General features: G+C 63.2%; 14 protein-coding genes and 1 tRNA gene. 3 read left to right on the top strand and 12 right to left on the bottom strand.

The genetic code is table 11. The features are described 5' to 3' along the window. Positions 1–59: 59 nt before the first annotated feature. The 3 genes from M2339_RS05070 to M2339_RS05060 are packed head-to-tail and all read left to right on the top strand — an operon-like array spanning position 60 to position 1,614. Positions 60–389, top strand: coding sequence for an ArsR/SmtB family transcription factor (locus tag M2339_RS05070; protein ID WP_264606188.1), 330 nt, complete (start codon positions 60–62; stop codon positions 387–389). Next, positions 386–865 carry an SRPBCC family protein gene (locus M2339_RS05065; RefSeq protein ID WP_264606187.1) on the top strand — a complete coding sequence of 160 codons (480 nt, stop codon included), beginning with the start codon at positions 386–388 and terminating at the stop codon, positions 863–865. The genes M2339_RS05070 and M2339_RS05065 overlap by 4 nt, the downstream gene beginning before the upstream one ends. 41 nt (positions 866–906) lie before the next feature. Then, on the top strand, positions 907–1,614 hold the full coding sequence (locus M2339_RS05060) for a DUF899 domain-containing protein (protein ID WP_264606186.1): 708 nt from the start codon (positions 907–909) through the stop codon (positions 1,612–1,614). Positions 1,615–1,763: 149 nt separating this feature from the next. On the opposite strand, the gene M2339_RS05055 is transcribed toward M2339_RS05060, so the two are convergent. The 12 genes from M2339_RS05055 to M2339_RS05000 form a co-directional block, all read right to left on the bottom strand. Beyond that, positions 1,764–4,745: a TrlF family AAA-like ATPase gene (locus M2339_RS05055; RefSeq protein ID WP_413714891.1), complete on the bottom strand. Its 2,982-nt coding sequence runs from the start codon at positions 4,743–4,745 to the stop codon at positions 1,764–1,766. 473 nt (positions 4,746–5,218) lie between these two features. Beyond that, positions 5,219–6,448 carry a tyrosine-type recombinase/integrase gene (locus tag M2339_RS05050; protein WP_264606477.1) on the bottom strand — a complete coding sequence of 410 codons (1,230 nt, stop codon included), beginning with the start codon at positions 6,446–6,448 and terminating at the stop codon, positions 5,219–5,221. A gap of 177 nt (positions 6,449–6,625) precedes the next feature. Then, positions 6,626–6,712 (bottom strand) — tRNA-Leu (locus M2339_RS05045). Positions 6,713–6,805: 93 nt separating this feature from the next. Next, positions 6,806–6,982: a hypothetical protein gene (locus tag M2339_RS05040; RefSeq protein WP_264606184.1), complete on the bottom strand. Its 177-nt coding sequence runs from the start codon at positions 6,980–6,982 to the stop codon at positions 6,806–6,808. Positions 6,983–7,022: 40 nt separating this feature from the next. Next, positions 7,023–7,796 carry an MBL fold metallo-hydrolase gene (locus M2339_RS05035; protein WP_264606183.1) on the bottom strand — a complete coding sequence of 258 codons (774 nt, stop codon included), beginning with the start codon at positions 7,794–7,796 and terminating at the stop codon, positions 7,023–7,025. 4 nt (positions 7,797–7,800) lie between these two features. Then, positions 7,801–8,583, bottom strand: coding sequence for a TatD family hydrolase (locus M2339_RS05030; protein ID WP_264606182.1), 783 nt, complete (start codon positions 8,581–8,583; stop codon positions 7,801–7,803). Beyond that, on the bottom strand, positions 8,583–10,148 hold the full coding sequence (gene metG, locus M2339_RS05025; protein WP_264587290.1) for a methionine--tRNA ligase: 1,566 nt from the start codon (positions 10,146–10,148) through the stop codon (positions 8,583–8,585). The genes M2339_RS05030 and metG overlap by 1 nt, the downstream gene beginning before the upstream one ends. Positions 10,149–10,273: 125 nt before the next feature. Next, a complete protein-coding gene (locus M2339_RS05020) occupies positions 10,274–11,557 on the bottom strand; it encodes an Nramp family divalent metal transporter (RefSeq protein WP_264587291.1) in 1,284 nt (427 codons plus the stop codon). A 240-nt stretch (positions 11,558–11,797) separates the two neighbouring features. Continuing rightward, the gene (locus M2339_RS05015) at positions 11,798–12,778 is read right to left on the bottom strand and encodes a DNA polymerase III subunit delta' (protein WP_181559774.1); all 981 of its coding nucleotides are present in this window, start codon (positions 12,776–12,778) and stop codon (positions 11,798–11,800) included. After that, a complete protein-coding gene (gene tmk, locus M2339_RS05010) occupies positions 12,775–13,404 on the bottom strand; it encodes a dTMP kinase (RefSeq protein ID WP_264587292.1) in 630 nt (209 codons plus the stop codon). Before tmk ends, M2339_RS05015 begins: the two co-directional genes overlap by 4 nt. A gap of 8 nt (positions 13,405–13,412) precedes the next feature. Then, positions 13,413–14,573, bottom strand: coding sequence for a D-alanyl-D-alanine carboxypeptidase family protein (locus M2339_RS05005; protein WP_181559776.1), 1,161 nt, complete (start codon positions 14,571–14,573; stop codon positions 13,413–13,415). 97 nt (positions 14,574–14,670) lie between these two features. After that, a complete protein-coding gene (locus M2339_RS05000; RefSeq protein WP_264587293.1) occupies positions 14,671–15,753 on the bottom strand; it encodes a lytic transglycosylase domain-containing protein in 1,083 nt (360 codons plus the stop codon). Between the last annotated feature and the right edge of the window lie 95 nt (positions 15,754–15,848).

Here is a 15,848-nt window from a genome sequence, read left to right as displayed (position 1 = left end):
TTACCATCTGCAAACGCATTAGTATTGACTAACGTATTAGTGTCTGCTAATCGATTCGCATGACAATTGCTCTACAAGTCGATGATGTGATCCGGGCACTCTCCGACCCCACCCGCAGGGCGGTTTTCGAAGAGATCGCCCGATCGAGCGAGGTTTCGGTATCTCACCTGACGCGCGTCAGCGGCGTCACGCAGGGCGCTGTTTCTCAACATCTCGCGAAGCTCAAGCAGGCTGGCCTCGTCGCCTCGAAAGCGGACGGCCGGCAGGTTTTTTACTCAGTTCAACCCGAGGGCCTGAAGCCGCTTTCGGATTGGCTGGGCCACTACCAGGGTTTCTGGCGCGAGCGCTTCGACGGCTTGCGCGATCTGTTGGAAGGAATCGAAGAATGAGCAACCAAACGACTGCTGTCGAAACCAGTGACATCATGATCGAGGAAGTATTTTCCCACTCAGTCGCCAAGATATGGCGGACGCTGACCACAGGTGAGCTGATAGGTCGGTGGCTTATGGAGCCGACGGGCTTCGAGGCGGAGGTCGGAAAGCAGTTCACCTTTCAGACGACAGCGGCCGGCGCTTGGGATGGTCTGATCCGCTGCCGCGTTTTAGAGATCATTCCTGAGAAGCTTTTCTCCTTCAGCTGGCAGGGCGGCGATGCGGCCAATGTTGGATATGGTTCCCTGATGGATACCGTGGTGACCTGGACGTTGACGCCAGAGGGCAATGGTACCCGCCTGAGGTTGGTCCATTCAGGGTTTGTGCTCCCGCGCAACGAGACGGCGTATGAGAACATGACGAAGGGCTGGCGCGAAGTGGTGGAGAAGGTCTCCACAGTGTCTGGCGAGCAAACGTCCGCAAGCCTGCAGTGATCGGCGATGTCCGTTATTCTTTGGCGACATCGGAGGGCTAAATGGAAAATCGCAACATAGTCTCCCACCAGGAATGGCTGGAGGCCCGTCTCGCTCTCCTTGCGGAGGAAAAGGCGCTCATGCGCCAACGCGACGCAATCACGAGGCGACGGATGGAAATGCCTTGGGAGCGGGTCGAAAAGCCCTATCGCTTTACTGGGCCGGATGGCGAGCTGGCCTTCCTGGACCTGTTCGGCTCGTGCTCGCAGCTCGTCGTCTATCACCTGATGTTTGGTCCCGAATGGAGCGAGGCCTGCAAGTCCTGCTCTTTCTGGGCCGACAATTTCGAAGGCATCCAAAGTCACCTGCGTGCTCGTGACGTGGCGTTCACCGCCATCTCGAGGGCGCCGTTTTCCAAGCTTGCTGCCTACAAGCGTCGCATGGGCTGGACATTCGATTGGGTCTCATCATACCAGTCGGACTTCAACTTCGATTATCATGTCTCCTTCACGGAAGATGATGTGGCGCGAGGTAAGGCGCTCTACAACTATGAGGTCCGTCCGATCGGCGCCAACGAGGAACAAGGTATCAGCGTCTTCGCGCGAGATGGTGACGGCGAAATCTTCCATACCTACTCGACCCATGGGCGAGGAATCGACAATGTGAACGGGGCATATCAATTCCTTGATCTCGTTCCCAAAGGACGAGACGAAGACGGTTTCGCCTTCTCAATGGAATGGGTCAGGCGCCACGACCAATATTCGAGCTAGTGGCTTCTTCGAGCGGTCGGTGTCGGCATTCGACCAGATATCGCCGTTCCCCTGTCGGAGCGCGAACGTCCGGATCCGACAGGAGCCGCCAATCAAGTGTGGTGAAACCAACGGTCGGAAAGAGGCAGCACAGTGGGGTACGTGCCGCGTCAGATCCGCACGCGCAGCCGCTTCGCACGTTCCTTGAAAGCGTGTTCGCCGCCTTCGAGAATGTCGCAGACATGGGCACGAATGGTCGGGTTTTCGAGACCACCCGAGGTATAGCAGATCTCGGGCAACTCGCCGGGCCGATGTGGGCCGCAAGTCGCGACAATCACCTGATCAGCGTCCGCGTTGACGATGAGGTTGGCGTTGTGCGTGACGATGATGATCTGGCGCCGTTGCTTGGCGCTCCGGAATCGAGCGACCAATTCCTCGAAGATCGATTTCGGATCTAGATTTTCCTCCGGCTGATCAATCAAGAGCGGGCGACTGTCATCGAGATCGATCGCGAGATACAGCAAAAGCAGGACGATGCCGCGCGTGCCCGGTGAGAGCCGTTCGACGTCGGTGCCTTCGTACTGCACGCCATAGGCGATCTCGATATGTGCCGTGCCATAGAGCCATGCCGAAATCTGACCGGCCCACTGCCGCACCTTCGCAGCCTCGGCGGGATCGCGAAGGTCATATGGGCAGCATTCCGTCAGCGCGTTGTCGTAGGTTTCACGAAACTGGGCGAGAGCTTGTGTGACCAGCTCGGGAGTTCCGGTCGACCAGGCAGGCAAGAGCCAGCGGGTGGCCAATTCCGCGAGCGTGCCGCGTCGAAGCGTCGATCCCTTCCGCAGATCAAGAAGCTGTTCGCCCCATTCCCCCCATTGCTCGACATCGACCCGACGGCGGACGACGAAGGCCAGCTTTCTCGCTGACCCGCTCTCCGCCTCGATGCGCGCAGTCAGCGGGGCATATAGTGCCCGGAGTTGGTCCTGCTCGGCTACCAGCGCTTCGAACACCTTCTGGTAGGCGCTTACCCGGTCGCGACGAATTTCCTCAACGCGGGTCGGTGCCTTGCTCGCGGCTTCGATTTGCCGTGCCAGATTGGCCGCGCGGCCTTCATCAGCGGCGATCTTGCTGTTCAACTGGGTGAGCGCCTGTGAGGCCTGCTTGTCGACACCGATCAACGCCTCGAGACGCTTGGCTTCTGCGGCCAAGACGCTGATCGTCTGCTGGGCCAGGACGGCGCCAGTGGGCAGAACCGACATCTCCGGCGTCGCGGGCGGCGCCGGTGGCGTACCGAGGAGCGTGCCCAGTGCCAAAAGATTGGCGCGCTGCTGATCGATGATCGCGCCGTCGACGTCGCCGTCGAATCTTAGCATGAAGCGCGGCCATAGGTCAGCCGGGAGTTGGGCGGTCTGATGTCGCTGCTGAAGCTGGCGATACTGGTCGGGAAACCAGCGGGTTTTGTAGAGGGCTACCTCTGCGGCGAGGCTTTCCAATGCCGTCTTGCGGCGCTCCAGCTGCTCGAATTCCGAACGGCGGACCTGCAGGACATTTGCCAACGTGGTGTAAGCGTCGAGCCGATCCTGACTCCCGCCGTTTTTGGCCACCAAAGCGAGACGATCAGCTTGGCTCTTGCGGATCGCCTCCTGCAGCCCGGAGAGCTGTGTGCGAAGGCCGGGCGCCCTAGCGACCTTTTCCTGCTCGGCAACAAACTCATCGGCGAGTTCGCGTAACTCGTCCTCATAGTGCGACCGCGCCCTTCGAGCCGCATCCGCGCGAATATCGAGGAGCTCCGTGAAGTTGCTCGCACCTTGCCGCTCCTCGGTTGGATGGGCCATGAAGATTACGCGCTGGATCTCTTCAAGCAGCTCATCCGTCATCCCTTCGGCCGAGCAAAGCCGATCGACGAATTGCTGGCTCAGATAACGGACATAAGGATCGGAAGCATCGCCAAACCCGCCGAGATCGTCGATCGCCGTACCCGAACCGGTTTCGTCGCCCCACCCGAGGTCTACCCTCGTGCCAGCAAGATGCTGGCGGGCGCGGTCGATGAACGACAGTCGGTTCGAGTGCAGCGAAAAAGCGCCCGCTCCGACGGCGATGAAATCAGCAAGCGCTGTCTTGCCCGAACCCCGCGCGCCGATGATGCCGACAAGGCCTGGATTGAGCGGCATGACGGGCTCGGACAGAAACGTTGCATTGCTGACCGTTACCTCGTCGATAGTCTGTGACGGGGGTGCGGCGGGCGGGGCCGCCACGCCGACGAAGACTCGGATGTCGGGTTCGAGGCAGGCTTGGCGCAACGTCTCGAAGCGAAGATCGCCCTTCAACCAGCACCGGCGGTCGTTATCGGGCGCAGCGACGCGCCCGGGACGATGCGCGTCGCTGCCGTGGATGCAAGGCTTCAAGCTGCCATATTGGGTGATGATGTCCTGGGCCGACATAGCCGAATTCTGGCCGAGCCAGAACGTTCTATCGGCCGGGCGGCCAGAGAAGATGACGTGCGCAGCACTTTCGATTTCACGCCGAAGACGGGTAAGCGATGCATCGGCCTGCAAGCCTGCCGTGCCATCGGTGCTGCTCGCGGCGACGCCAATCAAAATATTTTCCTGCGCCCACGTACTATGACGAAAGGCTTCTCGAAGATTGGCGAGATCGACCTTGAACTGATTGGTGCCGACTTCGAGCGCCTGCGCATCGGTCGAAACAGAGCGATCGTGTGCACGGCCGAGCGCTCGGATCTGCTCGGGTGTGCAGCGATAGCGCTCGCCCAGAGCTTCAAATTCGAGATTGGCGAGGAAGCTGTGCAGGCGGGATAGATGGTCGCTGTCGTCTGGTGAGACGAGCAGATGCACGTTCACGGGATTGCCGTTACTCGTGCCAATTCCTAGCCTCAGCTCAACATTGGCGAAGATCAACTCGACATTCGGCATCCGGCCGGACGCCTTGTGTGCGCATGCTGTCTCGTATGTCGCTGTGCTGTAATAGTCGGTGATGCCAAGCACGCGAACTGGCGGATTGGACGCCTCGATCCGACTTAGGAACTGCTCCCATCCGTCATTGGCAGGGTATTGGTCTGAAAGAATGGTCCCCGGCGTGTGAATATGCGGATCCCACCTGTGCCACAGCGATCCTCTTTCGACTGCTCCCGCCATCCAAAACTCCGACCGCGCCCGGGGCTCGGGCATGCAAGTAGATCGAGTGTAGTATTTCAGCCGAGGCGCGCCAGCCTGTTTCAAACCAATCTTAACCTTCGGTCGTCGAAGTTATTGCTCAAGGCGGATGGGCGGCTATGGGTCGACCGGCTGGGTGGCAGTCTCATCGAGAAGCTGGAAAAGCTGTCAGCGGAAGACGGTGAACGCATTGTCCGCATGTCGGCGCCGAGATCAATGCTAGTAGCCTGCGCACGTCAATCAAGCGCCAGATGTCCGCTGTTGGCCAGACCTGTCGTTCAACGAGTAGAGAGTGAATGGCAGAAATGTCCCACATTCTGTCGTTCACACGCTTTCCATCCGCAGATGAGGCGGCAGACATCGAACTTGGATCCATGGGGTCGGCTGGTATGCCGATGCATTCAGCCGCTCTAAGTTAGGCGCTGCCGGAGCGCCCGCAGGCGCTCCGGTGACTGTCATTGCCGTTGCCGGACCATCCTAAAATCCGGGCGGAGCACCTTTCCCCCATCCCGTAGCCGGTCGAGATAGTCCGACCAGTGCTGCATCATTTCGACGCGCTCATCCCAATATTCCCCGCGCGCATAAGCCCGCCTGACCTGATTGGTATCCACGTGCGCAAGCTGACGCTCGATCGCATCGGGATTCCACTGGCCCATTTCGTTGAGAAGCGTAGCGGCCATTGCTCGGAACCCATGTGCGGTCATCTGATCGGTGGTGTAGCCGAGCTTTCGAAGGCCCTGGTTCACGGCATTCTCCGACATCGCCTTGCGTGGCTTTCCGAGGCACGGAAACAGGAATTTCCACCAATGTGTGTGCTCGTGAAGCTCCCTGAGCATCGCGATCACCTGCCGCGACAGCGGCACCCGGTGTGGCCGCCGCATCTTCATGCGCTCTGCGGGAATGAACCAGATCGCCTCTTCGAAGTCGATGTCGGTCCACTCGGCCTGCCGGAGTTCGCCCGGGCGGAGCAGCACATGTGGCGACAATCGCATTGCCATCACAGTCACCTTGTGCCCGCTGTAGCCGTCGATGGCACGGAGCAGTTCGCCTACTTCCGAAGGCTGGGTTATGGCGGCGAAATGCTTGACCTTGGGCGAGGCGATCGCCCCGCGTAGGTCGGCAGCGACATCCTTGTCGCATCGCACGGTCGCGACCCCGTAGCGGAATACCCGGCTAAGCACGCTCCGCATGCGCCGCGCGCTTTCATATGCTCCAGTGGCCTCGACTTTGCGCAGGACTGCGAGCGCCTCGTGTGGTGTGATCTGCGCTATGGGGATGTTGCCGATCACCGGGTAGGCCTTGGCTAGCAGCCACGCGATTTTCTCGATCGTCACCTTTGCGAGGCCGTCTCGCTCGCATTTGACGAGCCATTCCTCGGCCACCGCCTGGAAGGTGTTGGCTGCAGCATATTTGGCAGCGATGCGGGAGCGCTTTTTTTCCAGCGCGGGATCGATACCGTTTGCCACGAGCTTCTTGGCCTCGTCCCGCCGGACGCGGGCATCCGCGAGGCTGATCGTTGGCCACCCTCCGAGATGAAGCGTCTTCTGCTTGTCCAGGAAACGATATTTGAAGCGCCAAAGCTTGGAGCCGTTGGGCCGGACGGTGAGATGGAGGCCTTGAGAATCGGAGAGGGCGTACTCCTTGTCCCTGGGCTTGGCTGCGTTGATCTGGATATAGGTTAGCATGATCGTTTTCCCAGCAAAGCCGGGTCGATCCGTGACCACCAAATGAACCACCAACAGGGGGTGGTTTTTGGTGCTCATAGCCGGATGTCGCCGGACGGTGTCTGGCGATTCTCGGTCAAGAAATGCTGTGAAACCAGCCGCTTACTGGACTTATCTGGACGCTGCCAGAGCCAGTATTGGTGCCCAGAAGAGGACTCGAACCTCCACGACCTTGCGATCGCCAGCACCTGAAGCTGGTGCGTCTACCAATTCCGCCATCTGGGCACGGGGTAGGACCGGCGCTTTAGGGGGGCTGTTCGGGGGTGTCAACAGCCTCGGACAGATAAGATGGGATTGATGCAAAATATTGTGTTGGGGTCAGCCAGAGAGGCCGCGGAAGGCCAGAACGACGATCCAGACAGCCGCGAAAATCGCGATCCAGACGAGGATCATCTTCACCAGATGGTGGAGCGGAAGGCGGCGCAGGGCCAGGCTGCTGCCGACGAGGGCGAAGGCCAGGACGAACCAGAGGCTGTGCGCAATCATATCGGCCATGGCCAACTCTCCTGCTGGAACGGACGCCCGCGAAGGGAGATCAGATCAGGGCGGTCAGACCATCGTAGCCGGGCTCGACGCCTTCGGGAAGCATGGCGCGCAGACGGGCGTAGTCCATGCTGTTATCCATGTGGGTGAGGATGGCGCGGCCTGGGCGTATCCGCGCGATCGCCTCCAGCGTCAGAGCCAGATGGGCGTGGGTCGGGTGCGGCCGCTCGCGCAGCGCATCGATGACGAGACAATCGACGCCCGCATAGAGCGAGACCATCGCATCGGTCATCTCGTGAAAATCCGTGGCGTAGGCCAGCGACCGGCCGCCACAGGAGAATCGAAAGCCGCTCGAGGAGATGAAGCCATGGGGCTGATCGACATGGGTGACCGCGATGTCACCAACTGTCACCCCCTCATCGGGCAGATCATGGCCGGCGATCGTCGCGCGATACCCCTCGCGCCCATCGAACGCATAGTCGAAGCGGCTGCGCAACGCCGCCATGGTCGCCTTGTGACCATAGCCGGGCACAGGGGTGCCGCGATGATGCATGATCTGGCGCAGATCATCGATGCCGTGGCAGTGATCGGCATGGTCGTGGGTCCAGAAGACGGCATCCAGATGCACGACATCGGCCGCCAGCATCTGCGCGCGGAAATCCGGGGAGGTGTCGACCAGCAACCGCGTGGTCGCACTCTCGACAAGGATCGAGACGCGGATGCGACGGTTGCGCGGCTCGGCGGGATCGCACTGCCCCCAATCATTGCCGATGCGCGGAACGCCCGAGGAGGTGCCGCTCCCCAACATGACCAGCTTGAGCGTCATGGCGTCACGCGACCGGCGCGGCGCGGGAGAACAGGGCGAAGAAGTTGCGCGTCGTTGCCTGCGTCAGCGCCTCCAGAGACTCGCCACGGAGATCGGCCAGGAAGCGCGCGGTATCCGCGACGAAGGCCGGCTCGCAGGGCCGCCCGCGGTGCGGCATCGGCGCGAGGAAGGGCGAGTCCGTCTCGACCAACAAGCGGTCGGCCGGGATGCGCGCCGCCGTCTGCTGCAACGCCTTGGCGTTCTTGAAGGTCACAATACCAGAAATGCTGATGAACAGGCCGAGATCCAGCGCGATATCGGCAAAGGCATCGCTGGCGGTGAAGCAGTGGATCACCCCGGTGAATGTCCCCTGCCCCATCTCGTCCCGCAGAACAGCGGCGGTGTCCGCCTCAGCATCGCGGGTGTGAATGATGATCGGTAGACCGGTCTCCCGGGCGGCGGCGATATGGGCGCGAAAGCTCGTCTGCTGCTGGGCGCGATCGCTATGGTCGTAATAATAATCCAGCCCGGTTTCGCCAATGCCGACGACGCGGGGATTGGCCGCAGCGGCCACAAGCTTGGCGGTATCGACATGGGCATGGCTATCCGCCTCATGCGGATGAATGCCCACGCTCGCCCAGACGTCCGCCTCGCGGTCGGCCAGTCCGATAATCGCGGCCCACTCGCGCTCGCGGGTGGAGATGTTGAGCATCGTCCCCACCCCCGCCGCACGGGCACGGGCGAGGACGGCGGGCTGATCCTCCACCAGCCCCTCATAATTGAGGTGACAATGGCTATCGACGAGCATCAGGCCTCCGCGGCGGGGAGTTCAAGGCGGGGGAAGAGCGGCTGCTGCGGGCCGACGACATGGCCGCTCGCGCGCAGCGGCGTGTACCAGTCCGTGCCGATGGCGCTGAAGGTGCGCGCATCCTGGGGCAGCCCCATGCGGTCGAGCAGTTCCTCTGCGCTGCGCGGGATGACCGGCAGGGCAGAGACGGCCAGCGTCGCAATGCTGACATAGAGCGTCGCCAGCACGGCCTCCATACGAGCCGGATCGGTCTTGCGGAGCGCCCAGGGCGCCTGCGCATCCACATAGGCGTTGCAGGCATAGGCCGCGCGCAGCCAGGCCTGGATCGCGTCGTGCGGGGCGAAGCGCTCGAAGGCGCCCGGAACATCCTGCATGGCAATCTGCTGCACCTGCGCCAGCAAGGCTTCGTCATCAGCATTGGGTGCCGGTGTGGGCACACGGCCTTCCAGGTTCTTGGCAATGAAGCTCAGCACGCGCTGGGCGAGATTGCCGAAGGCGTTTCCAAGCTCGGTATTCGATTTATGAACAATGGCTTCCGCGCTATAGCTGCCATCATTGCCGAAGCCGACCTCGGCCAGTAGGAAGTAGCGCAGCGGATCGACGCCAAAGGTCTCGGCCAGCTCGACCGGATCGGCCACGTTCCCCAGCGATTTGGACATTTTCTCGCCGCGATTGAGCAGGAAGCCGTGGCCGAACACCGTTTTCGGCAAAGGCAATTTCGCGCTCATCAGGAAGGCCGGCCAGTAGACCGTGTGGAAGCGTACGATATCCTTGCCGATGATGTGGACGATATCGCCCCCTTCCGCCCAGTAGCGCGCCATGCGTTCTGGATCAGAGGGATAGCCGCAACCCGTGAGATAGTTGGTGAGCGCATCGACCCACACATACATGACGTGATCCGGCGAGCCGGGGACCTTCACGCCCCAATCGAAGCTGGTGCGAGAGACGGACAAATCGCGCAGCCCGCCCTCCACGAAACGGAGAATTTCGTTGCGGCGGCTCTCGGGCTGAATGAAGTCCGGCTGATCGAGATACAGCGCGAGCAGGCGGTCCTGATAGGCCGAGAGGCGGAAGAACCAGCTTTCCTCCACGGTCCACTCCACCGGCGTGCCCTGCGGAGAGAGCTTTTCCCCGCCATCGCTGACACTTAGCTCGCTTTCATCATAATAGGCCTCATCGCGGACCGAGTACCAACCTTCATAGCGATCCAGATACAGGTCGCCATTGTCGACCATCGCCTGCCAAATGGCCTGGCTTGCGACATGATGGGCAGGCTCACTAGTGCGAATGAAGCGATCATAGCTGATGTTCAGAAGATCATCCATCTCCCTGAAATAGCCTGACATCTCATCGGCCAGAACGACGGGCTCAACGCCGCGCGCACGGGCGGCCTGCGCCATTTTGAGGCCATGCTCGTCGGTGCCTGTCTGGAAGAACACGTCCCGCCCCATCATCCGGGCCGCGCGGGCGAAGGCGTCCGTCGCGATTGCTTCATAGGCATGGCCGATATGCGGGCGGCCATTGGGGTAACTGATCGCCGTGGTAATGGTGAAGGGTTTGGGCATGATTTCCTGCTGGATAAGGGCCGTCTGAGGCGCGGCCTTCGCTTGCGGCTTCTCTAGCGGGGTACAGTTAGGATGCCTAGACTCCTCTCCACCCCGCAGCACAGCGCCGCACGGAAAGCCGCAACCTATAGCAGCGAGCGGATCTGATCCACGCACAGCACCGCAAATAGCAGCGAAGCCAGCCCCAGCATCAGGTTCGACCACCAGCCCGAGCGCCATTGCGCTGGCACGGCTTTCGAATTCAGCAGCCACATGAGCGTGACAGCGAGGAAGGGCATGAAGAAGGCACCGAACGCGCCGTAAGCGATGATGAGCGCAAAAGGCTGGCCCAGAAACAGCAGGAGCATGGGTGGGAAGGTGAGCCAGAGGACGTAGAAGCGGAAAGCCGGCGTCCGGTCCAGCGTCGCCGCGATGGCCGGATCATGCACGGCAGTCTCCCCCGCCCGCTCCGCCCGGATACTGCGGACGAAATCCGCAAACAGCAGCGACACGCCTTGCCAGACGCCGAGCACGGACGAAAAGGTCGTCGCCGCGAACCCGATGAGGAACAAGGTCGCCACGGTGCGCCCGAAGCGCGCTTCCAGCACCGCGCCCAGGTCGAGCAGGCCCCGGTCGCCACCGGAAAGCGCGATCTGCGCGGTGTAGAGCAGTTCGGCACCGACGATGAGCATCGCGATGACGAACACCCCCGTCGCGATATAGGCCACGCGATTGTCGAACCGCATCATCGGGATCCAGGCTGGGGAGCGCCATCCCTTGGCATTGACCCAATAGCCATAGGCCGCGAGCGTAATCGTGCCGCCGACGCCGCCGATGAGGCCCAGCGTGTAGATGGCCGAGCCCTCCGGCAGCGTGGGCGCGAGGCCGATCAGTGCTGCGTCGAGATCGGGCATGACGAGGATCGCAAGCCCGACAACGACGACGAACATGACGCCGATCAGCAGCTTCATCACGGCCTCGAACACCGCATAGCGATTGAACAGGACGAACAGCGCGCCGGCGAGGCCCGACGCCATGCCCCACGCCCAGAATGGCAATAGGCCCGGGAACATCGCGGCGAGCGGCAGCGCGGTCGCGCTCATCGCCGTGCCGCCATACACGAAGCCCCAGATCAGGATGTAGATGCCGAAATACCAGCTCGTCCAATGGCCGAGCGAGCGCCAGCCCTGCAGCATCGTCGAACCGGTGGCGAGATGATAGCGCCCGGTCGCCTCGGCCAGCGCGATCTTGATGATGCAGCCGATGACGGCGGCCCACAGCAAGGCATAGCCAAAGCGCGCGCCGGCAACGAGCGTGGCGACAAGATCGCCCGCGCCGACGCCGGTCGCGGCCACGACGATGCCGGGGCCAAGGCGTTTCCAGCGCTCCAGTCCGACGGGCGGGGTTTCGTCTAGCGGTGTGGAAGGCAAGTCGGGCGCATCTCGGGTTTGCCTGTGCTCGCTCGCCATCCTGTCAGTCCCCCACGCTCACTGTCCCGCGAGGGGTATAGCGCGATTTTGGCGGGGTGGTGATTTTCCTGTACGGGGGCCGATGATGTAGGGCTGGATGTGCTCCTGCGAAGGCAGGAGTCTAAGGCGGTTAGGTCCGTCGGTTGGGCCCTGGGCTCCTGCCTTCGCAGGAGCACCCTATTCAGAAAGGCCAGCGAGCACCTATCGCCCGACTCGCGCCACGGTCTCGCACAGGGTGTAGACCAGCGCGCCGGGCTCGAGCTGCAGCGGGGTGACAGCGCCGGCGCCGAGGCGCTGCGCTTCCTCATAGGCGGCGATGCCCGGCCCGAGACTGGGTGCGGGCGCACCCCGCAGACGGCGGGCAATGTAGCGCGGCACAAGATCGACAAAGGCTTCGAGGCGGGGGCGTGCCGCGACACCCGAGAGCGCGCTCATCAGGCCGGCGCGGGCGCCCTCCCCGCCGCGTCCACCCTGCGCGATCGCATCCAGCGCGCGTTCCAGCCCGGGCAGATCCAGATCGCGATTGGCGATCGCCTGCCCCGGCGATCCCTCGGCACTGGCCGCCAGCGCAGCGCGCTCAGGCTCTGGCACCTCCGGCAGCGCGGTCGCCAGCGCCTGCGCCATGCTCGCATCATCCAGCGGTGCGAAGCGCAGCACCCGGCAGCGCGAGCGAATAGTAGGCAGCAGGCGACCGGGCCGATGCGCCACGAGCAGGAAGATCGCGCCCGTCGGCGGCTCTTCCAGGCTCTTGAGCAAGGCATTGGCCGCGCCAGCCTCCAGATCGTCCGCGCTGTCGATCAGCACGACCCGGCGGCTGCCCATGGAAGGCGCGCTGTGCAGCAGGCGTGAGAGGCTGCGCACCTGATCGACGGTGATGTTGCGGGCGAGTGCCGCGCTGTCAGTCTTGCTGTCACGCTCAAGTCGTTCGAGCCGCATGAAATCGGGATGGGCGCCGCCGTCGAACAGGCGCATGGCCGGGTCTGTGGGGTCCGGTGCAAGCCGATCCGACGGAACGGGACGTCCCGCCCCGCTGACCAGCAGCCGCCGGGCGAAATCATAGGCGATCCCGGCCTTGCCCAGCCCTCGCGGCCCGGCGAAGATCCAGCCATGATGAAGGCGCGTCGTCGCGCTCGCCTCGATCAGCGTCGCGATCTGCTCGTCATGGCCGAGCCAGCGCGTCATGGCAGCCAGTCGGCGAGCGCAGCCAGCAGCCGATCGCGCACCGTCTCCATCGATCCGCTGGCATCAATGTCCCGGAAACGCGCCGGTTCAGCGGCTGCGAACCGGCGGAAGGACTCGGCCACATCGCGATGAAAACCAGCATCGCGCCCGCCGATCCGATCCACCGCCCCGGCATCCCGCGCGCCGGCCCGCTCGCTGCTCTCATCGAGCGGCAGGGCGAGGAGCAGGGTGCGATCCGGCAACAGCCCGCCCGAGCCGATGCGGTGGAGGGTCAGAATGTCGTCGTCGCTCAGCACGCCGCCCACGCCCTGATAGGCACGGCTGCTGTCCAGAAACCGGTCGCAGATCACCCATTTGCCGGCCTCCACGGCCGGCAGAATGGTGCGCTCGGCATGATCGGCCCGTGCCGCGGCGAAGAGCAGCGCTTCAGCGCGCACACTCCAGCGATCCGCCGCACCGGAGAGCAGGAGGCCGCGAATGGCCTCGGCGCCTTCGCTGCCACCGGGCTCGCGGGTCAGCACTGTCTCGATGCAGCGCGCCTCGAGCGCGTCCGCAAGCAGACGGGCCTGCGTGGACTTGCCGACGCCCTCCCCGCCTTCCAGCGTGATGAAGCGGCCGCGCGTCATGTCGGTACTCAGCTAAAGAAGGAGAGGAAGCCGTTCCACAGGCGCGCGAAGAAGCCGCCTTCTGCGACAGCTTCCTTGGCTACAAGCGGCAAGGTCTGCGTAGTCCCGTCACCGGCATCCACCACGAGCTGCGCGATCTCCTGCCCCTGCGCGATCGGCGCCTTGATCGGGCCGCGATAGACGACACGCGCCTTGATCTCGCCATTCGCCGCCGCAATTGGCACGGTCGCGACGAGATCGCGCGGAGTCACCAGATCGACCGAGCGTGCCCAGCCGCCCTGGACCTGCGCCTGCCCCAGGGTAACGCCCTTCTTGGCCAGCGGTTTGGACCGCCAGGCCTTGAAGCCCCAATCCATGAAGCGCACCGATTCCTCGACACGGCCATTGAAGCTGGTGAGGCCCGCGACGACCATCACGAGACGGCGGCCATTCTGCTGGGCCGAGCCGGTGAAGCCGTAGCCTGCCTCCTCGGTATGGCCGGTCTTTAGGCCATCCGCGCCATCCACACGCCCGAGAATCGGGTTGCGATTCGCCTGGCTGATCTCCGATCCGCCCATGGTCTGGCCCCAGGTGAAGGACTTGACCGTGTAGAATTGCTTGTAGAGGTCCGGCGTCTCTTCCAGCGTGTTGCGGGCCAGCGTCGCGAGATCGCGGGCGGTGGTGTAGGTGCGGCCTTCGTCGGGCCAACCGGTGGTGTTCGCAAAATGGCTGTTGGTCATGCCCAGCCGCTTGGCTTCGGCATTCATGAGATCGGTGAAGGCCTCTTCCGAGCCGGCAATGCCCTCGGCCAGCACCACGCAGGCATCATTGCCCGAGAGCGTGACGATGCCGTGCAGCAGGTTCTCGACCGAGACTTCCTCATTGACGGAGAGGAACATGGTCGAGCCCTGGCTGTGCCACTTGCGCCAGGTTTCCGGACGGACGGTGAACTTCTGGTCGAGCCGCAGCTTGCCCTGCTTGATGAGATTGAACGCCACATGCGCGGTCATCATCTTGGCCATGGAGGCCGGCGGCATCCGCCGGTCCGCATCCTTGTCGAACAGCACCCGGCCGGACGACAGATCGACCATATAGGCGACGGAGGCCTCGGAGGTGTAGCTTGGCGTGTTCGCCTGCGCGGCGGACAGGAAGAGCGGCAGAACGAGGGCAATCGGCAGAAGTGCGCGCATGAGAAAATCCGGTCGTTGACAGGTCATCGCGCGCCCTGCGGGCATCGCGGCTTCGCTCCGTCCTTAGCCATCCGCCATGGCTCTGCCTAGCCCCGGATCAGGGCCGGACCGCATCAGCCAGTAGGCCGACGGACAGCGCGTAGAAGTTCGAGCAGTTATAGTCGAGGATCACGCGGTAATTGCCGGTGAGCAGATAGGCCGTCTTGCCCGGGCCATCCGGCTCGATCAGCGTCGCCTGAATGCTGCCATCCGGCCAGGAGCCGCCCTCCGGCATGATTCCGAGCGCCTGCCACTCGCGCATTGAAAGCCAGCGACTGTGGCGACCGAACACGCGCGGGCAGCGAGTGGGATTGAGCGTGCTGGTGATCCGCCCGCGGTCGAACCCGGTCGGCAGCCGCACCGCGACGCCCCATGGCTCACCCTTGCGCCAGCCGGCACGCTGGAAATAATTGGCGATGGAGGCCAGCGCATCGGGCTCGCTCGACCAGATATTGGGCGTTCCGTCACCATCGGCATCCACCGCATCGCGCAGATAGACGCTGGGCAGGAACTGCGGATAGCCGAACGCGCCAGCATAGCTGCCGACCAGCCGCTCACGCGGAACGCCGCGCTGCATCATCGACATCACAGCCAGCAGTTCCGGCTCGAACAGCGCGCGCCGGCGCCCTTCATAAGCCAGCGTCGCCAGCGAGCGCAGCAGGTCGAAATCGCCGCTGATCGTGCCGTAATTCGTCTCATGGCCGTAAATCGCGACCATGATCTCCTCTGGCACGCCCGCATCGCGTTCGATCGCCACCAACAGCGCGCGATTGGCAGTGTAGACCGCGCGGCCGCGGGCAATCTTGCGCGCATCGATGTGGCGCTGGCGATAGGGCTCGAAATCGGGAATCGGGGCATTGTCGGCTGTCGGCAGATTACCGCGATCCAGCGCCGCGACACGCGGATTGAAGCTCAGCCCGGCAATTGCACGGTCGAATGTCGCATCGCTCACGCCTTGCGCCCGCGCCTTGCCCCGCAAGCTCTCCAGGTAGCTTGTAAATCCGGTCGCCGTCTGCGCATCGACCGGATCATTCGACGACGGCAGCGCCTGCGCACTGGCGGAGACTTGCGCCGCGAGGGAAAGACCAAGAGCGAGACCGCATAGCGGCAGGAGCCGACGGCGAAGCGAGTGCGTTGTCATCGGTGCATATTGGCAGAGTTGACGCACGGCGCGCAAGGCAAGCCTCCGCAATTGGACGCATCGCCCCTGCGACGAACCGCCCGCGCAACAATCCC

Origin of the sequence: Sphingobium sp. B2D3C, assembly GCF_025961835.1 — a bacterium.
Taxonomy (GTDB): Bacteria; Pseudomonadota; Alphaproteobacteria; order Sphingomonadales; family Sphingomonadaceae; genus Sphingobium.
This window is presented reverse-complemented; position numbering and strand designations above follow the sequence as displayed.